We start from the raw sequence: 16,836 nt of genomic DNA on the forward strand, positions 1-16,836 counted from the left end.
ATATTGCTAACGCACCTTGCATTTTCATGGCAATTAGACCTGAAGATGATGCTATATCATATCCATGTCTATGCTTTAATTCACTATTTTTTGCTTCTATTTTATAACGTTCCTTTGATTTTTCTTTAAAATATTCAGTTTTCTGAAATTCTATTTGAGATTTATGGATATTGCTTTTTATAGTAACGGAATAAGTCTTACTTTTAGCTCCATCTTTATAACATCCTTCTTTTTGTGGACAAATGCTACACCTGTTTATATCGAAATAATAAGTATCCATTTGATTTGATATGATACCTCTAAAGTAGACATGGTAAATAACCAAACTCTACTTTGGAGGTATCATATCAGAATATTAATATATTATTAAGACAGTTCTTCTATTATTGCATGGCAAATGAATATATTTCTTCTAATCCATGTGATAATAAAAAGATTGCCATTCCAAAGCATGAAGTAGATAAAAAAACAAAAGAACCATTTAGCGATGAAGAGATAAAGAAAATTTTGAATTCAAAAGAAGAAACTAATATTAAATACATTTCAGTAATATCTCTTGTTACTGGTATGAGAAAAGGTGAAGTTTTAGGATTAAAAGAAAGTGACATAGATTTTAACAAAAAAGAAATTCATATAAATAGAACTGTAGGCACAACTTTTAGTTTGGGCGAAAACGGAAAAAGAAAAAAAATAACTATATCTCAAACGCCTAAAACTAAAAGTAGTATAAGATCCATTCCTCTTTACCCAAGTTTGGAACAAATATTAAAACAATGTATCAAATTAAGGAATATTAGAATAAAAGAGAATGAAGGGAAATTTAACCTAGAGAATAAGAGCTTTATATTTACAACTGCTACTGGTGAACTCATAGAGTCGGGTAATATCTCTAAGAGTTGGATATACTTTTTAAAAAGATTAAATATAGAACATAGAAAATTTCATTGTTTAAGGCATACATACGCAACTATACAATTCCAAAATAATGTTCCATTAAAAACAGTATCTAATTTATTAGGTCACTCCAATATTTCCACTACTGCTGATATTTATACGCATGTAATGAAAAAAGATAAAGAAAAAAGTATAGATATATTAAGTCTATAGTATTTCTACGGGGGGTAAAAAAAAGAGCAAACACTAATATTTGCTCTTTAAAAAACGCCCTCAAACCCACTGTTTAAGCTGTTTTCTTATTTAATGGTAGTCCCTAGGGGAATCGAACCCCTGATTTCACCGTGAGAGGGTGACGTCTTGACCACTTGACCAAGAGACCTTAACAAGACTTATTATATCACAAATAACTTTATTTAATAAACTTCATTTAAGGCAGCATTTCTTCCTAATTCATTATATTTATAAATTATCCTCAATATTCTTATATTCATTTACTTATCCTTACTAATTCTATACCTAAAAGTATAAATTTAAAGAAAATACCTAAATTTATTAATCCAGGTATTTTCTCTAATATTAACTTAATTAACCTGCTAAATCATTATCTATTTTATTTTTTTGAACTATCATAATTATTATCTACATGCTCTTTATCATACCAATAGTTATCATTTACTTTTTCATTATTAACTACAATTTTAATATTTTTATGCTGCTCATCAATTGTAATATTTTTATTTGCATCACTAGCATTATAAACTTCAGATTTATTATCATCTAAATAATATACCTCTATGCTATGCAATGTATAATTCATAGGAACTATCTCTGATACATCATATGTTCCAACTCCTACCCATCCCATCTTATTATAAGGAGCATTTTCACTGAAACTTTCTGCATTATTAATATCTGTATCATAATCCTTCATAATAAATTCCATTGATTTTGTATTACTTTCAGAGTTTGCTTTAGGTTCTGCAATCATATTAAAATTATAAGAACATTTATTATTCTTACGAGATAAATCATTTCCTTGTAGTAAAATAGGGAATGTTTCATCTCCACTATTTGAATCTATCCAGATACCATTTGAATCAACAATCTTCTTTTCAACCTCCACCTTTCCAGTCTTTGGAGGAATAGTCACATTAGGTACAGGAAAATCAATATTTAACTCAGTATCATTAATTGGATCTTTATAATTTAAAACTGCTGACACATTAGTTGGAATATTTTCTCCGTAGAAATAATAATTAGATGGTTTTAAACTATAAGTAGCCTTGAAACCAGCTTCTGTTATATTCTTTAGTTTAAATACTATCTTTCTATTATCTTCAGGCGATATAATTATATCATCAATACTATTTTTATATTTTTCTTTCAAAGCAGCTATATCTTCATTTGTAGGCATTTCAAATTGTTTTGGAATTATATCATAGATTACTGGGCTCTTAGCAATATCTGAACTAATTTCTCTATTTATATCCATTGCCATTTGCTCAAATACTTCTTTAAGTTTTTCATCATCATTTACATCAATATATCCACCGGTATTATTTAAATTACCTAAAAACTTATTAAGCTTTGTACGTTCTCCGTCATTAAGACCTGCTGTTGCAGCAATAGTATAAAATTTAAGTTCTTCATTACTATATTTAGACTTGGAAATATTTGAAAATTGTTTAGTTGAAGCCTTTACAATCCCTCCAACTTCCGATATTCCTCCAAGTAATTCATTATATGCTTCCTGTGCATTAATAAAATGTATATCGGAATATTCACTTTTATACCCTGAAATCTTAACTGAAGTATGTTTTTTATCTTTCCATGTTCCTAAACCATAAGATTCATTTTCATGATTATATTTATCTCCATTTCCATAAGCATTGTTTATAGATATTGTTGGAAGTCCATCTGTAAATAAAACTATATATTTTTCTGCTCCTTCCCTACCTTTAGATAATATTTCTTCTGCCTTCCTTATTCCCGCCTCTGTATTAGTTCCAGCATAGCTTTTTGTACTTAACTTACCTATGAATTTATCTTTATTAATATCATCATTTACACTAATCTCATTTCTTGTATCAATAATATCATCCATATTGCTTGTAAAGAAACTTTGTCCACAATCATTGGCATCTTCAATACTTCCAAGATTAATGTAAAACTCATCCTCTCCAATTTTTTCATCTGCAGACTTATCTGCCATCTTTATTGGATTATAATTAAACTGGCATAATGACACCATTACTCTATCATCATTATTTATACTATTTATCTTTTTAAATTCACTGCAAAATTTCTTTATACCTTCTTTTGTATAATCTAGCCTTGTTTTTTCATCAATTTTTTTATTCATGCTTCCTGATGTATCTACACAGAGTACTATATCTGCTTTAATTTCTTTTTTTTCAAAAGCCTTTCCATCTACTTGTAATGTTACATCAGCCGTATTTTTATAAGCATTATATTTAGCTGTTTTATCAACTTTTACTTCTGATGAAACTTGTCCTCCATTACCATCAATTATATCTGCCTTTGAGCTACTAACTGGCACTCCTAATAAAAGTGCTACTGACACAAATAAAGCAAGGAGCTTAATCTTTTGTTTAGTAAATTTTATACTTCTTTTCTTCATATATTATTGCTCCTTCCTATTCTTTTTACCTTTTGAAAATAGTACATAACCAATAAATAAACTTCCACAAGCAAGTAAAATATATATAGTAATGTAATTATTGTCACCAGTCTTACTTATACTACTTAAGCTACTTACATAATTCCCCTTACCATTATAATCAGCAAGATCATAAGTATCTATATTGTCTATTGTCTTATTATTAACTGGAATCAATAGATTTTGAGAGCCTGAATTTCCAGGCTCTTTTCCATCTTCATCAGGATTTTGAGATGGATCTGTATTAGAAGTTGGATTTGACTTTTCATCATCCTTTTTCTCTTCCTCCTCTTTTCCCTCTTCATCTCCCTCTGCAACAAATATCCAATCTACCATTGTAGCTTTATTTTTATATTCATTACCAGCACTTAAATCCATACTTACTGTAGCAGTTAAAATAATTGGCTCTTGATTTGATTTTATAGTTCCAAGCTTTATACGTTCTTTTTGACTATTTTGATCAAAAAGCTTTCCATTATAAACTGGCTCTTCTATCTTTTCACCTGTTTTGGTTATTTTTAAATTTAAAACATCAAAAAGGTCAACTTCTCCAAATTTGGGAATATACTCTTCCTTTCTTTTGGCTTCAAAATAAAGATCATAATCTTTATTTGAAGTATTTATTAAACGCATATATTTAGTAACAGAATCACCTGGAACCATATTTTCAACATTAAAGAATAACTGATTCATTAAACCTGTTAGTTTAAAATTGCCTTCATCATTCATACCTTTTAACTCTTTATTTCCCATACTATCAGTCCACTCTTTTTCATCAATTCTTTTATAAGAATCATACATTTTACTTAAAGAATCAGTTTCTTCATGCTCGTTTTCATCTGAACTGGCAGTAGTACTATTTTCAGTATTAGGTGTATTAGCTGTATCAGCTGCTAAAGCATTAGATATTGGAAATATAATAAAAGCTATTATTAAAGCTAATATTTTTTTCATATATACACCCACTCTATTCTTTATAAATTCTATCTTCACTAATTATCTTTTTTATCCTCTATTAGAGCCTCCTTCTCTACTCCATAAGGACTTTCTTGTGCATATTCTAGATAGCTATATAATTTGTCTTTGTTATTTTCATCTATTGTTGTCCAACCAGCTTCTTTATAAGCTTGATTAGATGCTTGAATACCATCTGCTATAACTTTAACTTCATATTTTAAGCCTTGATACTCATTTCCTGCACCCATTTCTAATTTTACAGAATTTAATATTTTTGAAGTGAAGCCATTTTCTGGAACTGCATTTAAATAATAATAATTAGCCTTGAATTTAGCTGCATTATCATTTAAATCAGTACAATCTGCAAACCATTTTCCACCTTTACTTTCTTCTTCATTTCCATTATATAAATTAGTTAACTCTAAATTTAAATTTGCTTTAAGATCATCTAAAGTCACTCCATTTTGTTCAGTAGCATCAGTCACTTCATTATTATCATCTAAAAAAGCCACTTCAAATCTAACCTTAATAAGTTGATTATAGTTATCTGTATTCTTTACCTGAACCATTTTTGTACTAACTGTTCCAGGTGTTACCTCTTTAGCCTCTGGGAAATATTCTACGATATCAATATCTGAACCATTATCAGGATCATTTTTTCCTACAGTAGCAAATTTATTTTCTTCTTGATCTGTTGACTTAAAATAAGCAAGTGTTCCTCCTACTAAAAGAACTGCAACAAGTGCTGAAGATGCTAAAGCTATTATTTTTTTTCTTTTCATACTTAAAAACCCCTTCAACTATTTTTTATATCCCTTTCACCCTTTTTCTTAAGTTTGTCAATTAAAATTAATATTGCAACTATAATTGCAAATACTGCTATAATTGCTATTATTATTGGTAATAAATTTTTTTTCATATAATCCATTGTTTTTCCCATTTTAGGAACAGTTTTCACCAGTCTTCCTTGAACCAATTCATCATTTACTGGATTTTTATCTTCTATATTGTTTGCATCACCTTGTGTTATGAATTTTAATTCATTATTATTATTTAATATATCCTTAACACGGTGAGTAGTAACTGAATTTGTGATATCATTTTTAAATGTGATAACATCCCCTATTTTTATATCTTCAGAATTAATAGTCTTAATGATTATTAAATCTCCTGGATTTATATCAGGCTGCATGCTTCCAGTAAGAACAACATAAAATTTATATCCAAAAACCTCTGGTTGCTCTTCTTTTCTTGATGCATTTATCACTACAAAACTTATATAAATCATAAATGCTAAAAGCAAATAGAAAATTATATTAGAAATAATCTTCAATGCTTTTTTAACTTTCATAATATACCGCCTGCTTTCATTTATCACTTTCTATTTCACATAATTCCTTAAGCATACTGCCTATTTTATCTGTTGTTTTCTCTGACATATCAATGCCCCATGCAGCACTTACAGCTTCTGCATTTACCACTACTGTTTCAGCTTTAACATCTATAATTAAGTTGTAATTTTTATATTTATCTATTACATTATTATCTGACCCAGTAAGATTTGCCTGTACATTAGAAAAATCTAATTTAAATGAATTTAATAAACTTTTTGTTGCATTTCTATCTTCTGTTTCGCTTTCAGGGATGAGTACCTGGTTATAGTAAAAATACTTAGAAGTTTCTATAGACTCACCATCAGCTATCCATTTTTCTTCCTCAGGCTTATCATTCTGAGTTTTTAAGAATGTGTTTCCATCTTTATCTTTAAACTCTAATTGAATGCAATCTACATTTCCCGCCCAAGGAAGCTCCATGCTTTCATCTTCTTTACTTACCCACCTTGGTATAATAGCTATTCTGACAAGGGAATGAACAGTACTCCCCTCATTATCAAGATGCATCTCTTTTAGGTTATTCTTATTATCCCTTATGGAATCCCATAGATCCTTTTGAGCATCTACCTTTTCTCTAACATTTACCTTTATTTTTCCATCAGTAAACTTATTTTCTTCTTCATCTGATGAAGACATATATGCTAATGTATCTGTACCTAATGACGAATAAGAAATAGCCCCAATACCAATACCTGCAGCTAAAGCTATAACCATCATTATTAATCTTTTCTTCTTCACATTACCTATACCTCCCCTCTTTTCAGTTTGTTTTTAAGGAAACTTTTTGCCTCATTTCTCTATAAATATATAGAGAGAGTATTTGGTTTATTACAGTAATTTTTTTTATTTTTCATATTCTTCCCTTATTTAACACTAAACCATATTTTTTTATGTAAACTTTAACTTATCTACCGCCCATTTTTACGCCAAAAATTCAATACAGTAATTTAAATTCTGTAAATCTTAAAGACTTAAAAAAAGATATATAACTTTTAATTTAACTAAATATATATCTAGTCATATTAAAGTTATATATCTTAAAATAACTTACTCTATTTCACTTATAAACTCATGTAACATTTTTTTATACTTATAAGGTTCCTTCATATAGCTTTGAAGATGGTCTGCACCATTAACTATTAATATTTTATCTTTATGCCCTTTACGGCATTCAAACATATCTACACACATTTCACATGGAACTTTCTTGTCCATATTTCCATGGACAAAAAATATAGGTACACTACTTTTCAAAACTTCTCTTTTAGGATCTGCCATTTCAACTTTAAATCCACATCTAATATTGCATTTTAAGTCTAAAAGCCAATATACTAATTTAAAATTTGCAAACTTCGTTCTTGAAAACTCATATTTAAACTGCTCTTTAGCTGAAGAATAACCACAGTCTTCTACAACGAATTTAACTTTTTCATTATTGGCACCACATATTACTGAAGATGCAGCCCCCATAGATTGTCCATGTAGTCCTATAAATAATTCTTCTTTTCTTCTTTCTTCTAAAAAATCAATCCATAAATTTAAGTCCTTGCTTTCCATATACCCATAGGTAGCAAATTCACCTTCACTAGCTCCATGAGCTCTTTCCTCTACTAATAAAACATTAAACCCTTCATCATCAAAAACCTTTATAAAAGGCATATGTAGTGAATAATGAGCAGTATATCCATGAACTAAAATAACATACCTATTACTTTCCTTGTGATTTTCTATTAAATGTCCTTTTAACTTCAAATTATCTGAAGATAGAATCTGAACATCTTCTATGTCTAAACTATCTATGTACTCCTCATCCCATAATCCCCAGTCCTTAAGCCTATTAACTTCATACTCTCTATCTTTTCTCTTAGCATAAAAAGCTTTTTGGAATGCAATTTCTGAAACCTTATGTATATAAAATGCTAATATAAGAATAATAAATAATACTAATATAAAAATAAGTTTTATAAAAATCACCCCTAAATCCTTTATTTGTATATTATAAAAATGAGCATAAAAAAAGAGTAGCTAAAAAGTATCATGCTACTCTCTTTTACTCATTACTAGAAGAATCCATTACTATCCCTTTCTGAAATTAACCTTGTAATTTCAAAGCTAATGCCTTTAATTCATCAAAGCTTAATTTAGCTAAATAAGATCTCTTAAGTGTATTGTCTGCCATACCATGAGCTCTTCCTAAAGTCATAATTGTTGAAATATACATTTCTCTATAATCTCTAACTGCCATTTAAAATTCCCCTTTCATTTTTTCATTTTATCTTATTATACTATTTATTATATGCTTGTCAAGTAAAAAGTAATCTTAATTTTTTATTAACAAAAGCACCAAAAAATAATATAAATATATTGTATCACAACTTTTAAAATTTTCAAAATATTTAATGAAACTTTTTTTTAAAATTCATTTTCATTCATATTTTAATATTTTTCTTTAAAAAATAAGATAATTACGTACTTAAACGTTATTATCTAATTTCTTTTTGCAAGTTTATTTTTTATTTTCTTCATCAATCATTAATTTATAATCTCGTTTTATAATTAAAAAATCTTCAAGATCATTTAAAAATTGAAATAACAAAGCTCTATTCTCAAATTCCTCACGAGTCTTTGGAAGCTCCATTTTCTTATAATTGTTTTTTAAATTATTAATCTTTTCTATTAATAAAGCACAATCATTATCTTCATGAATATTAACTGCTACTTCCTCTGTAAAATCTGCTAATATTTTAGTCTGTTCATAATGCATATAAAACCTAAAAAAGTATTTTTTCATTCTTTTTAATGTATCCATCTGCATAATTCTCATCTCTATATAGGCTGTATAATACTCTTTATCCTCAAAAAGTGAATTGTCTGATATCTCATAGGCTATTTTTCTAGTTTCTTTTATAAGCTCATCTGTTCTAGACATTATAACATCATCATAAGCAGAAATTCCATCATTCATTAAGGTTTTAGCCATATGGGATAAAATCACCCTATAACGTGATTCTATCATTTCTCTATTTCGTTTAAATTTTTCTTCTAAAGATGGAGCATATAAATTAAATAAAATGGCAACCCCTATTCCTATAACAGTAAGTTCTATCTCATTTATTATCCACTCTCCGTTAATATTAGCACTTGTTAATAAGTGAGTAGATAAAACTGCTCCTGGTACAAGCCCTTCTTGAATATTAAACTTTATAGTTATAGGTATATATATAAGAAGAAATAATGCAAATATAAATGTATTATTTCCAAAGGCCTGATAAAGAGCATAGGATAAAATTATTGCAAGTAAACATGCTAAAAGTCTCCTGCCCCCAACCCTAATAGATTCTTTTTTTGTATTTAATATGCTTAATATAGAAATAACACCTGCTGTTACTCCAAACTTTAATCCAAAATAATTAGCAATCATTATTGATATTGTAGCTGACACTGTCATTTTAAAAGTTTTAAGATGAAAAACCTTAATAGCCTGCTTCAATTCTTCTCTCATTGGTATCTCCCCTTAAAGATTCTTTGGTTTTCTTTCTATTATATAATAATAAGAATATAATTTATATATCTCCACCAACATTTATTTAAAACAGTTACATACAATAAAGCAGATATGAATACCAAACTCATATCTGCTTTATTTTTTTATATCTATTTAAATTTCTATAAAACTTCTTCTATAGCTTCTTTTAACATATCCTTTGGCATAAAACCAACCTTTGTTTCTTTATCTTCTCCAGCTTTAAAAATCTTTATAGTTGGTATGCTAGCAATACCATATTTATTAGCAATTGCATTATTTTCATCAACATTTACTTTAACTATTTTAATATCAGTTAATTCTTCTTGTAATTCTTCTAATATAGGTGCAAGCATTTTACAAGGTCCACACCAATCTGCATAGAAATCTACAACTACTACACCTGAAGCATCTAATACTTCACTTTGAAATTCATTTTCATTTATATGTTTTAACATTTTTATTCCTCCTAAAAATCAACAGTAATACTATTTTTTCTTATTTTACAATTCCTATTATCTATTGTCAATTAGTCACTCATATAGTAAAACTATCGAATAAAGTGATTAGTGTCACACTTTTTAGCTTAGGAAGTAACTTTATTAGCCAAAAAACACCCCCCAAATAATTGGAAGTTGTCTTTTGCACATTAATTCTAAAATTATCTTAATAATTGAAGAACGTTTTGTGGTTGTTGGTTAGCTTGAGATAACATAGCTTGAGCAGCTTGTTGTAATATGTTATTCTTAGAGAATGTAGACATTTCCTTAGCCATGTTTACGTCTCTAATTCTTGATTCTGCTGAAGTTAAGTTTTCTGCTGAGTTATTTAAGTTAGAGATAGTATATTCAAGTCTGTTTTGAACTGCCCCTAAGTTTGATCTTTCTGTAGAAACTTTCTTCATAGCATCATTTATTGAAGAAATAGCTGCATTTGCAGTTGAATTACTATCAACTTTAACATCATTTATTGATAAACCTGATGTATTCATTTGGCTAAATTTAACTGTAATTGATTGACCCTTATTAGCTCCAACTTGGAATGTAACTTCTGTGCTAGTATTTGAGAATAAGTTTTGAGTATTGAATTCTGTATCACTAGCAATTCTGTCAATTTCCTTCTTTAAAGCAGTCATTTCTGTATTTATAGCACTTCTATCTTCTGCAACGTTTGTATCGTTTGAAGCTTGTACTGCTAATTCTCTCATTCTTTGAAGAATGTTGTGAGTTTCATTTAATGCACCTTCTGCTGTTTGAATCATTGAGATACCATCTTGTGCATTTGTAGAAGCTTGTTCTAACCCTCTAATTTGAGCTCTCATCTTTTCTGAAATTGAAAGACCTGCTGCATCATCTCCAGCTCTATTTATTCTTAAACCTGAGCTTAATTTTTCCATTGATTTACTTGCTGCTGTTTGATTTGCTGCTGAGTTTCTTAACGCGTTTGCTGCGCTCATATTGTGATTAATTACCATTATAATTTCCTCCTTGATTTAACCGAAATAGTATCCTTACTATTCTTATCATTCGTATTTTTATTTCCATTTTTATTTTGCTTTTGTAAGCTTACAAATGCATTTTCGACTTTATTCGATTTTACTTTAGACTTTTTTTATACTTTTCCATTTAATTAAAAAGAGACATTATATATTTCTAAAATCTCAATATACAATATCTCTTTTTGATATTTCATTAATTACATGAATATTAATTATAAATAAAACTATTTAATTTACTATAAGTACCTTTTAACTCCATTAACTTTTCATGAGTACCTCTCTCTTCTATACCTCTCTCACCTAAAACTATAATTTCATCAGCATTTTTTATAGTAGATAATCTATGAGCAACCACTATAGTTGTCCTATTCTTACTTAATTCATCTAAAGACTTTTTAATATAATATTCTGTTGTATTATCAAGGGCTGATGTTGCTTCATCTAAAATAAGTATTGGTGGATTCTTTAAAAATACACGAGCTATAGAAATTCTTTGTTTCTGTCCTCCTGAAAGTTTAACTCCTCTTTCTCCAATATAAGTATCATACCCTTCAGGCAAACTCATTATAAAGTCATGTATATTAGCATTTTTACAGGCTTCAATTATTTCTTCATCACTAGCATCAAATTTTCCATACTTAATATTATCCTTTATAGTTCCTGTAAATAAGAAAACTTCCTGCTGTACTATACCTATATTTTTTCTTAAGGATTCTATAGTAACATCATAAATGCTTGTATTATCTATTAATATATCTCCTTTATCTAAATCATAAAATCTTGGAATCAGATTACAGAAAGTAGATTTTCCCCCTCCAGAAGGGCCAACTAAAGCTAAAGTTTTTCCTGCTTCAATATCTAAAGATAAGTCCCTTAATACCTCCTTATCTTCATAGCTAAAGCTTGCATTTTTAAAGCTTATATTTCCTTTAACATCTTTTAGCTCTATAGCATTTTTCTTTTCTCTTTCCTGTTCTTCTTCAATTATCTCTACATATCTTTTAAAACCAGTCATTTCACTTTGGAACTGTTCCATAAAGTTTATAAGTTTCTTTATAGGGTCTACAAATATCTTAATATAAAGAACATATGCAAAAAAATCACCTATACTTATAATATCTTTAAATGTAAAAAAACCTCCTACAATTAAAACAACATAATTTAAAATATCTATAGAAAAATTAGCTCCTAAAAAATACTCAGCCATTACCTTATAACTTTTTTCTCTAGCCTTAATAAAGTTTTTATTTCCTGCTTCAAATTTTTTCTCTTCAAATTTATGAGAAACAAAGGCCTTTGAAATTCTAACACCTGAAATGCTATTTTCAAGATCTGCATTAACTGCACCTATTTCAATTCTTGTTTTTAAGAAAGCCTCATTCATTCTCTTTCTTTGAAACATTGTAAAAATCACTATTATAGGTACAAAAATAAATATAATAAGTGTTAAAGTAATATTAATATTGCAAAGTACAATAAAAGATCCAAGAAGCATTACTATTGAAATAAACAAATCTTCTGGGCCATGATGAGCAAGCTCTGAAATTTCCATAAGATCGCTTATTATTCTAGACATTATATCTCCAGTTTTATTATTATCAAAATATGTATTAGGAAGCTTTTGAAGATGGCTGAAAATTTTTCTTCTCATATCTCCCTGCATTCTTACTCCTACAACATGCCCCCAATACTGCATAAAGTATCCGCATACTGCCTTAATTAAAAATAGAATCATCAGTGTTACTGCAAAAACTCCTAACATTCTTATATTTCTTTCTGGTATTGAGTTATTAACAAGTTCTCTTGTCATCATTGGATATACAAGGTCGCAAGCTGCTGCAATTAATGATGCTATCATGTCTAGTATAAATAACTTTTTGTACGGTTTATAAAACTCCAAAAATTTCTTAAACACTATATTCTCCTTTATTTATATAATCTCTATAATTTTTTCTTTGTTTTCTTCCAAATTCTCTTCAAAAATTCCTTTCACAGAAAAAGGACTTCCCCCTAAAACGAAAATTCTTCCCTCCATAAAAATTGCCTCATCAACATCATGAGTCACAAAAATAACCATTCTATTTTCTTTTTTTAAAATACCCTTAAGTTCTTTCATTATTGTATACTTAGTTTTGTAATCAAGTGATTTAAAAGGCTCATCCATAAGGATAATCTTTGAAGGCTTAATTAGAGCTCTTGCAATATTTATTCTCTGTTTCATACCTCCACTTAAGTTTTTTGGGTATTTATCTATAATATTTTCAAGATTAAGAAGTTTAAACATTCTCTCCATTATCTCATAAGCTTTAGCCTTCTCATAATAATTAAATATAAAAAGTTCAATATTTTCTCTTATAGTAAGCCAGGGTACAAGCCTATCCTCTTGGAATATATAACTTATTTCTGATTTACAGGCTCCTTTTATTTCTCCTGAGTCTTCCTTTAAAAGTCCTGCAATAATATTTAAAAGGGTACTTTTCCCGCCTCCTGAAGCTCCTATTATACAGTTTATTTTTGTATCATCTAAGGTAATAGAAAAATTATCAAAAACTTGTTTTTCTTTAAAACTTTTATTTAAATTACTAATTTCTATTATCATTGTTTCCACCTATTTATTTTTCTTAAAATTAATTTATTTAACATATCTAAAAAAATTGACATTATAGCTATAATAACTATCCATGCAAATATTCCAGTAATATTAAAATTCATTTTTTCTAACTGAATAGCAGAACCTATACCATACTTTGGCTGTCCATGCACTTCTCCTGCTATTACTACTTTAAAAGCAAGGGAAAAAGTAGATGCAAAAATACCTGCAGTATAAAATTTTATTATTGGAATGTATAGCTTTTTTATTTTTTGAATTTTACTTACATTATATATACTGCACATTTCTAATAACTCTTTATCCGCATTACTTACAGCACTAATTGCTCCTTCATAAAGTATAGGAAATACAATAGCAAATCCTACAATGAAGGGTGTTTTATCCTTATCAAACCAAATAAGTGCCAAAAGAACTAAAACCATAGTAGGAATAGTCTTTCCTATTGAATTTACAGGCTTAAACAAGATTTGAAAAACAGGATATATTAAAGATAATACACCCAAAATAACTGCTAAAATATATGCTGTTAAAAAACTTATAATAGTTCTTATAAGACTATTTGAAAAATTTAATCCAAAGTTCTTTTCTTTTATTATTGTAGATATTGACTTAATTACCTCTTCAATTTTAGGTATATATATATCATTATTAACTTTTATAGATAAAATTCGCCATATAGCAAGAAAAAAAATAAGTGATAAAATCTCCCACTTTTTATTTTTCCATGAATATTCCCTCATCTGGGACCTTTCCTCCTATTGTCTTAGGATCTAATTCATCTAATTTATTAAAGTATATTTCATACTCTTTATAACAATCTTTAATTGGAGTATATCTTATATTGGCTCTATCCATAGCTTCTAAGACTACTGCTTTATCTGTACTAACTCCTATTTCTTCAGAATAGTCAGGTAACTTTTCATTCTTACTTGCCGCAAACTCACAGCTTTCTTCCATATCTTCAATAAATTTATTTACAAATTCTTTATCCTCTTCTACTAATTCTTTTTTTATAATTAAAGTAGACTGTGGATATCCATATTCTGAATCATTTGTCTTTTTCCACTCTTCATTTAAATCAGAAATTATGGCTACATTATTATTTTTCTTCATAACTTGAGAAATTGCTGGTTCTGGCATAACTGCATATTTGACTTTTCCTGAAAGCACAAGAGGTGCAAGTTCTGTAACCCCATTAACATATGAAAAATTAACATCTTTATCTGCATCAATATTATTATCTTTTAATAAAGACCTTACTGTTAAATCAGGTGTGAGCCCCTTTCCAATATTATAAACTTCCTTATTTAAAAGCTTATTAATATCCTTTTCTCCATCAGTTGAAACTAAGTAAAATGATCCCCATCCAATAGTTCCAGCTATTACATATCCTGCATCTTTATTGTACTGAGTTGCTGCTACATTAGATGGTACTATAGCTATATCTGCTTCTTTTTTTAATACTGAAGAAACTATGTTTTCAGGTGATGATTCTATAGAATAATCTACATCATATCCTTTTAGAATTTCTTTATCTTCTTCAATTAATTTTGCTGATGCTATTGCTGTTATACCATCAGGAATTACAACATTTATATTCTTTGTTTCTACTTTATTATTGTTAATTGAACAACCAGTTAAAATTGTTAATGTAGATACTGAAAGTAGAATTAATGATAATATTTTTTTCATTAATTATTCCTCCTATTTCTAATCTCAAAACCATATTACTACAAAACCACTCATCTGTCACTTTATCCAATTAACTACTCATGCTTCACCATGGATGACTGTTTTAAATAAATGTTGTTGAATTATCAAATACTTTTATTCTATTCCTATATCACAAATTTTTATATACTTCATTACTTTAATCACTTCTCTAGAATATCCAAGATAATAGTACTTTCTTTCTCTATAAAACATCATAAACCAGTTTAGGTACTCCTTTAAATATTTAGTAGCTATACCTCTAAAGGAAGAAAACCATCTACAGTACATCCCTCTATACTTTTCAACGCTTTCATCCCTTTCTAATTCTTCTTTCTTTTTAAATTTCTTATTATGCCATTTTGCCACTCCATCAACATATCTATTTTGATAACCTTTTATAACTGCTTCTTCACTTATCTTGCTATATATTATTTTATTAAAAGCTTCATAGCTCCATAATCCCTTTGATATTGGTTCTGATATTATTTGATCATTTCCTGCCTTTGCTGTTACTACCCATATATATTTTGCATTGTTTTTTTCTATATGCCTTGAGCCCTTATGATTTTCCATAACTCTGTTGCATAATATATGTACATTTTTCTCTAACTTAAAAACTTCATTTTCTTTGCAAATAGCATCCATAATTTTATGTCTCCAAAAGAATGCAGTTGCTAAATTTATTTTTAATCTTCTCGCAGCTACTCTTAGACTTACTTTTTCCATCATAGTTGCTATAAAATTAGTCCATGCATCAACTTTCTTTTTTGAATAGTACCATACTGAATTAGTTGTTAAAGAAAATGTTCTTTTGCAGCATTTACACTTATATCTTTGTATTCCTTTATAATTTCCATACTTTATAAACTGTGTGCTTTTGCAATGTGGACATTCCTTAATTAACTTTCTTCTTCTTTCATATAGTAATATCTTAAAAAATTCATTTGATTCTTCGCAAAAATTTAACATCCTATTATACCTAAATACCAATAATATCACCTCTGCTAAATTTTTGACCAATTTCAAAATATTTAATCACCTATAATCACCAACATTTATTTAAAACAGTAATGCATGAATTTTCTCAAAAAAAAACAGATGATTGACTCATCTGTTTTCTATCTATATATATCAACTATTAACCCTTGAATTTCATCAATAGTAGATGCTACATCTATATTTTCTTTTTCCTCCCCTAAAAGGGCTTCAGTAAGCTCTTCTAACTTTGCATCAACTGTATCAACAGTCACAAAATATTGAGTTTGCCAAAAACTAATATCCTTCTTTGTATCATACATATATTGAAGTACTGATTCAAGATATTCTTTAATCATTTTTTTATACATTCTCACATCAGCATAAGTCTTAGTTAAGGCTAATCTATTACCTCTTTTCTTTATATCATCGCACATTTTTTTCAACTGCTCTTGTGATCTCTTTTCTTTTTCTCTTCCAAAACTTTGAGAAAAACTCTTTCTTCCAGTTACAACCTTCTTTTCTTCACCAGAGGTAATTGTTGTTCTAGAAACTCTCCCTATCTCCATAATATCCTTCCTTTCATGA

General features: G+C 28.2%; 17 protein-coding genes, 1 tRNA gene and 1 pseudogene. 1 reads left to right on the forward strand and 18 read right to left on the reverse strand.

The annotated features are described in order from the left end of the window. Window positions 1-286 (reverse strand): annotated as a pseudogene (locus tag BM384_RS03520) (transposase); the annotation flags it as partial. A 47-nt stretch (window positions 287-333) separates the two neighbouring features. On the opposite strand from BM384_RS03520, the gene BM384_RS03525 reads away from it, so the two are divergent. Further along, window positions 334-1,107 (forward strand): tyrosine-type recombinase/integrase, encoded by a 774-nt coding sequence (locus BM384_RS03525; RefSeq protein WP_207650695.1) that lies wholly within the window; start codon window positions 334-336, stop codon window positions 1,105-1,107. 94 nt (window positions 1,108-1,201) lie between these two features. Here BM384_RS03525 and BM384_RS03530 read toward each other — a convergent pair. The 17 genes from BM384_RS03530 to BM384_RS03605 form a co-directional block, all read right to left on the reverse strand. Continuing rightward, window positions 1,202-1,276 (reverse strand) — tRNA-Glu (locus BM384_RS03530). A gap of 231 nt (window positions 1,277-1,507) precedes the next feature. Further along, complete coding sequence (locus BM384_RS03535; protein WP_090011132.1) at window positions 1,508-3,538, reverse strand: vWA domain-containing protein; 2,031 nt, start codon at window positions 3,536-3,538, stop codon at window positions 1,508-1,510. A 3-nt stretch (window positions 3,539-3,541) separates the two neighbouring features. Beyond that, entirely contained in the window at window positions 3,542-4,531 is a 990-nt protein-coding gene (locus tag BM384_RS03540) for a hypothetical protein (protein WP_139232037.1), read from the reverse strand. A gap of 38 nt (window positions 4,532-4,569) precedes the next feature. Beyond that, window positions 4,570-5,316, reverse strand: coding sequence for a BsaA family SipW-dependent biofilm matrix protein (locus tag BM384_RS03545; RefSeq protein WP_090011136.1), 747 nt, complete (start codon window positions 5,314-5,316; stop codon window positions 4,570-4,572). Between the two features lie 14 nt (window positions 5,317-5,330). After that, a complete protein-coding gene (locus tag BM384_RS03550; protein WP_090011138.1) occupies window positions 5,331-5,885 on the reverse strand; it encodes a signal peptidase I in 555 nt (184 codons plus the stop codon). A 16-nt stretch (window positions 5,886-5,901) separates the two neighbouring features. After that, window positions 5,902-6,666 (reverse strand): hypothetical protein, encoded by a 765-nt coding sequence (locus tag BM384_RS03555; protein ID WP_090011140.1) that lies wholly within the window; start codon window positions 6,664-6,666, stop codon window positions 5,902-5,904. 309 nt (window positions 6,667-6,975) lie between these two features. Then, window positions 6,976-7,902, reverse strand: coding sequence for an alpha/beta hydrolase (locus BM384_RS03560; RefSeq protein ID WP_175537267.1), 927 nt, complete (start codon window positions 7,900-7,902; stop codon window positions 6,976-6,978). Between the two features lie 118 nt (window positions 7,903-8,020). After that, window positions 8,021-8,173: a hypothetical protein gene (locus BM384_RS17545; protein WP_175537268.1), complete on the reverse strand. Its 153-nt coding sequence runs from the start codon at window positions 8,171-8,173 to the stop codon at window positions 8,021-8,023. 261 nt (window positions 8,174-8,434) lie between these two features. Then, entirely contained in the window at window positions 8,435-9,430 is a 996-nt protein-coding gene (locus BM384_RS03565) for an aromatic acid exporter family protein (RefSeq protein WP_090011144.1), read from the reverse strand. 164 nt (window positions 9,431-9,594) lie between these two features. Next, on the reverse strand, window positions 9,595-9,909 hold the full coding sequence (trxA, locus tag BM384_RS03570; protein ID WP_090011145.1) for a thioredoxin: 315 nt from the start codon (window positions 9,907-9,909) through the stop codon (window positions 9,595-9,597). Window positions 9,910-10,112: 203 nt separating this feature from the next. Then, complete coding sequence (locus BM384_RS03575; protein WP_090011146.1) at window positions 10,113-10,925, reverse strand: flagellin N-terminal helical domain-containing protein; 813 nt, start codon at window positions 10,923-10,925, stop codon at window positions 10,113-10,115. Window positions 10,926-11,157: 232 nt separating this feature from the next. Then, window positions 11,158-12,864, reverse strand: a complete 1,707-nt coding sequence (locus BM384_RS03580; RefSeq protein ID WP_090011147.1) for an ABC transporter ATP-binding protein — start codon at window positions 12,862-12,864, stop codon at window positions 11,158-11,160. 15 nt (window positions 12,865-12,879) lie between these two features. Beyond that, window positions 12,880-13,548, reverse strand: a complete 669-nt coding sequence (locus tag BM384_RS03585; RefSeq protein ID WP_090011149.1) for an ABC transporter ATP-binding protein — start codon at window positions 13,546-13,548, stop codon at window positions 12,880-12,882. After that, complete coding sequence (locus BM384_RS03590) at window positions 13,545-14,300, reverse strand: ABC transporter permease (RefSeq protein ID WP_090011152.1); 756 nt, start codon at window positions 14,298-14,300, stop codon at window positions 13,545-13,547. The genes BM384_RS03585 and BM384_RS03590 overlap by 4 nt, the downstream gene beginning before the upstream one ends. Next, complete coding sequence (locus BM384_RS03595; protein WP_090011154.1) at window positions 14,275-15,252, reverse strand: ABC transporter substrate-binding protein; 978 nt, start codon at window positions 15,250-15,252, stop codon at window positions 14,275-14,277. Before BM384_RS03595 ends, BM384_RS03590 begins: the two co-directional genes overlap by 26 nt. Window positions 15,253-15,387: 135 nt before the next feature. Then, entirely contained in the window at window positions 15,388-16,242 is an 855-nt protein-coding gene (locus tag BM384_RS03600; protein ID WP_090011157.1) for an IS1/IS1595 family N-terminal zinc-binding domain-containing protein, read from the reverse strand. A gap of 149 nt (window positions 16,243-16,391) precedes the next feature. Further along, window positions 16,392-16,817: a YaaR family protein gene (locus BM384_RS03605; protein WP_090011159.1), complete on the reverse strand. Its 426-nt coding sequence runs from the start codon at window positions 16,815-16,817 to the stop codon at window positions 16,392-16,394. Window positions 16,818-16,836: the final 19 nt, after the last annotated feature.

This window comes from Clostridium sp. DSM 8431 (genome assembly GCF_900116755.1).
Classification (GTDB): Bacteria; Bacillota; Clostridia; order Clostridiales; family Clostridiaceae; genus Clostridium.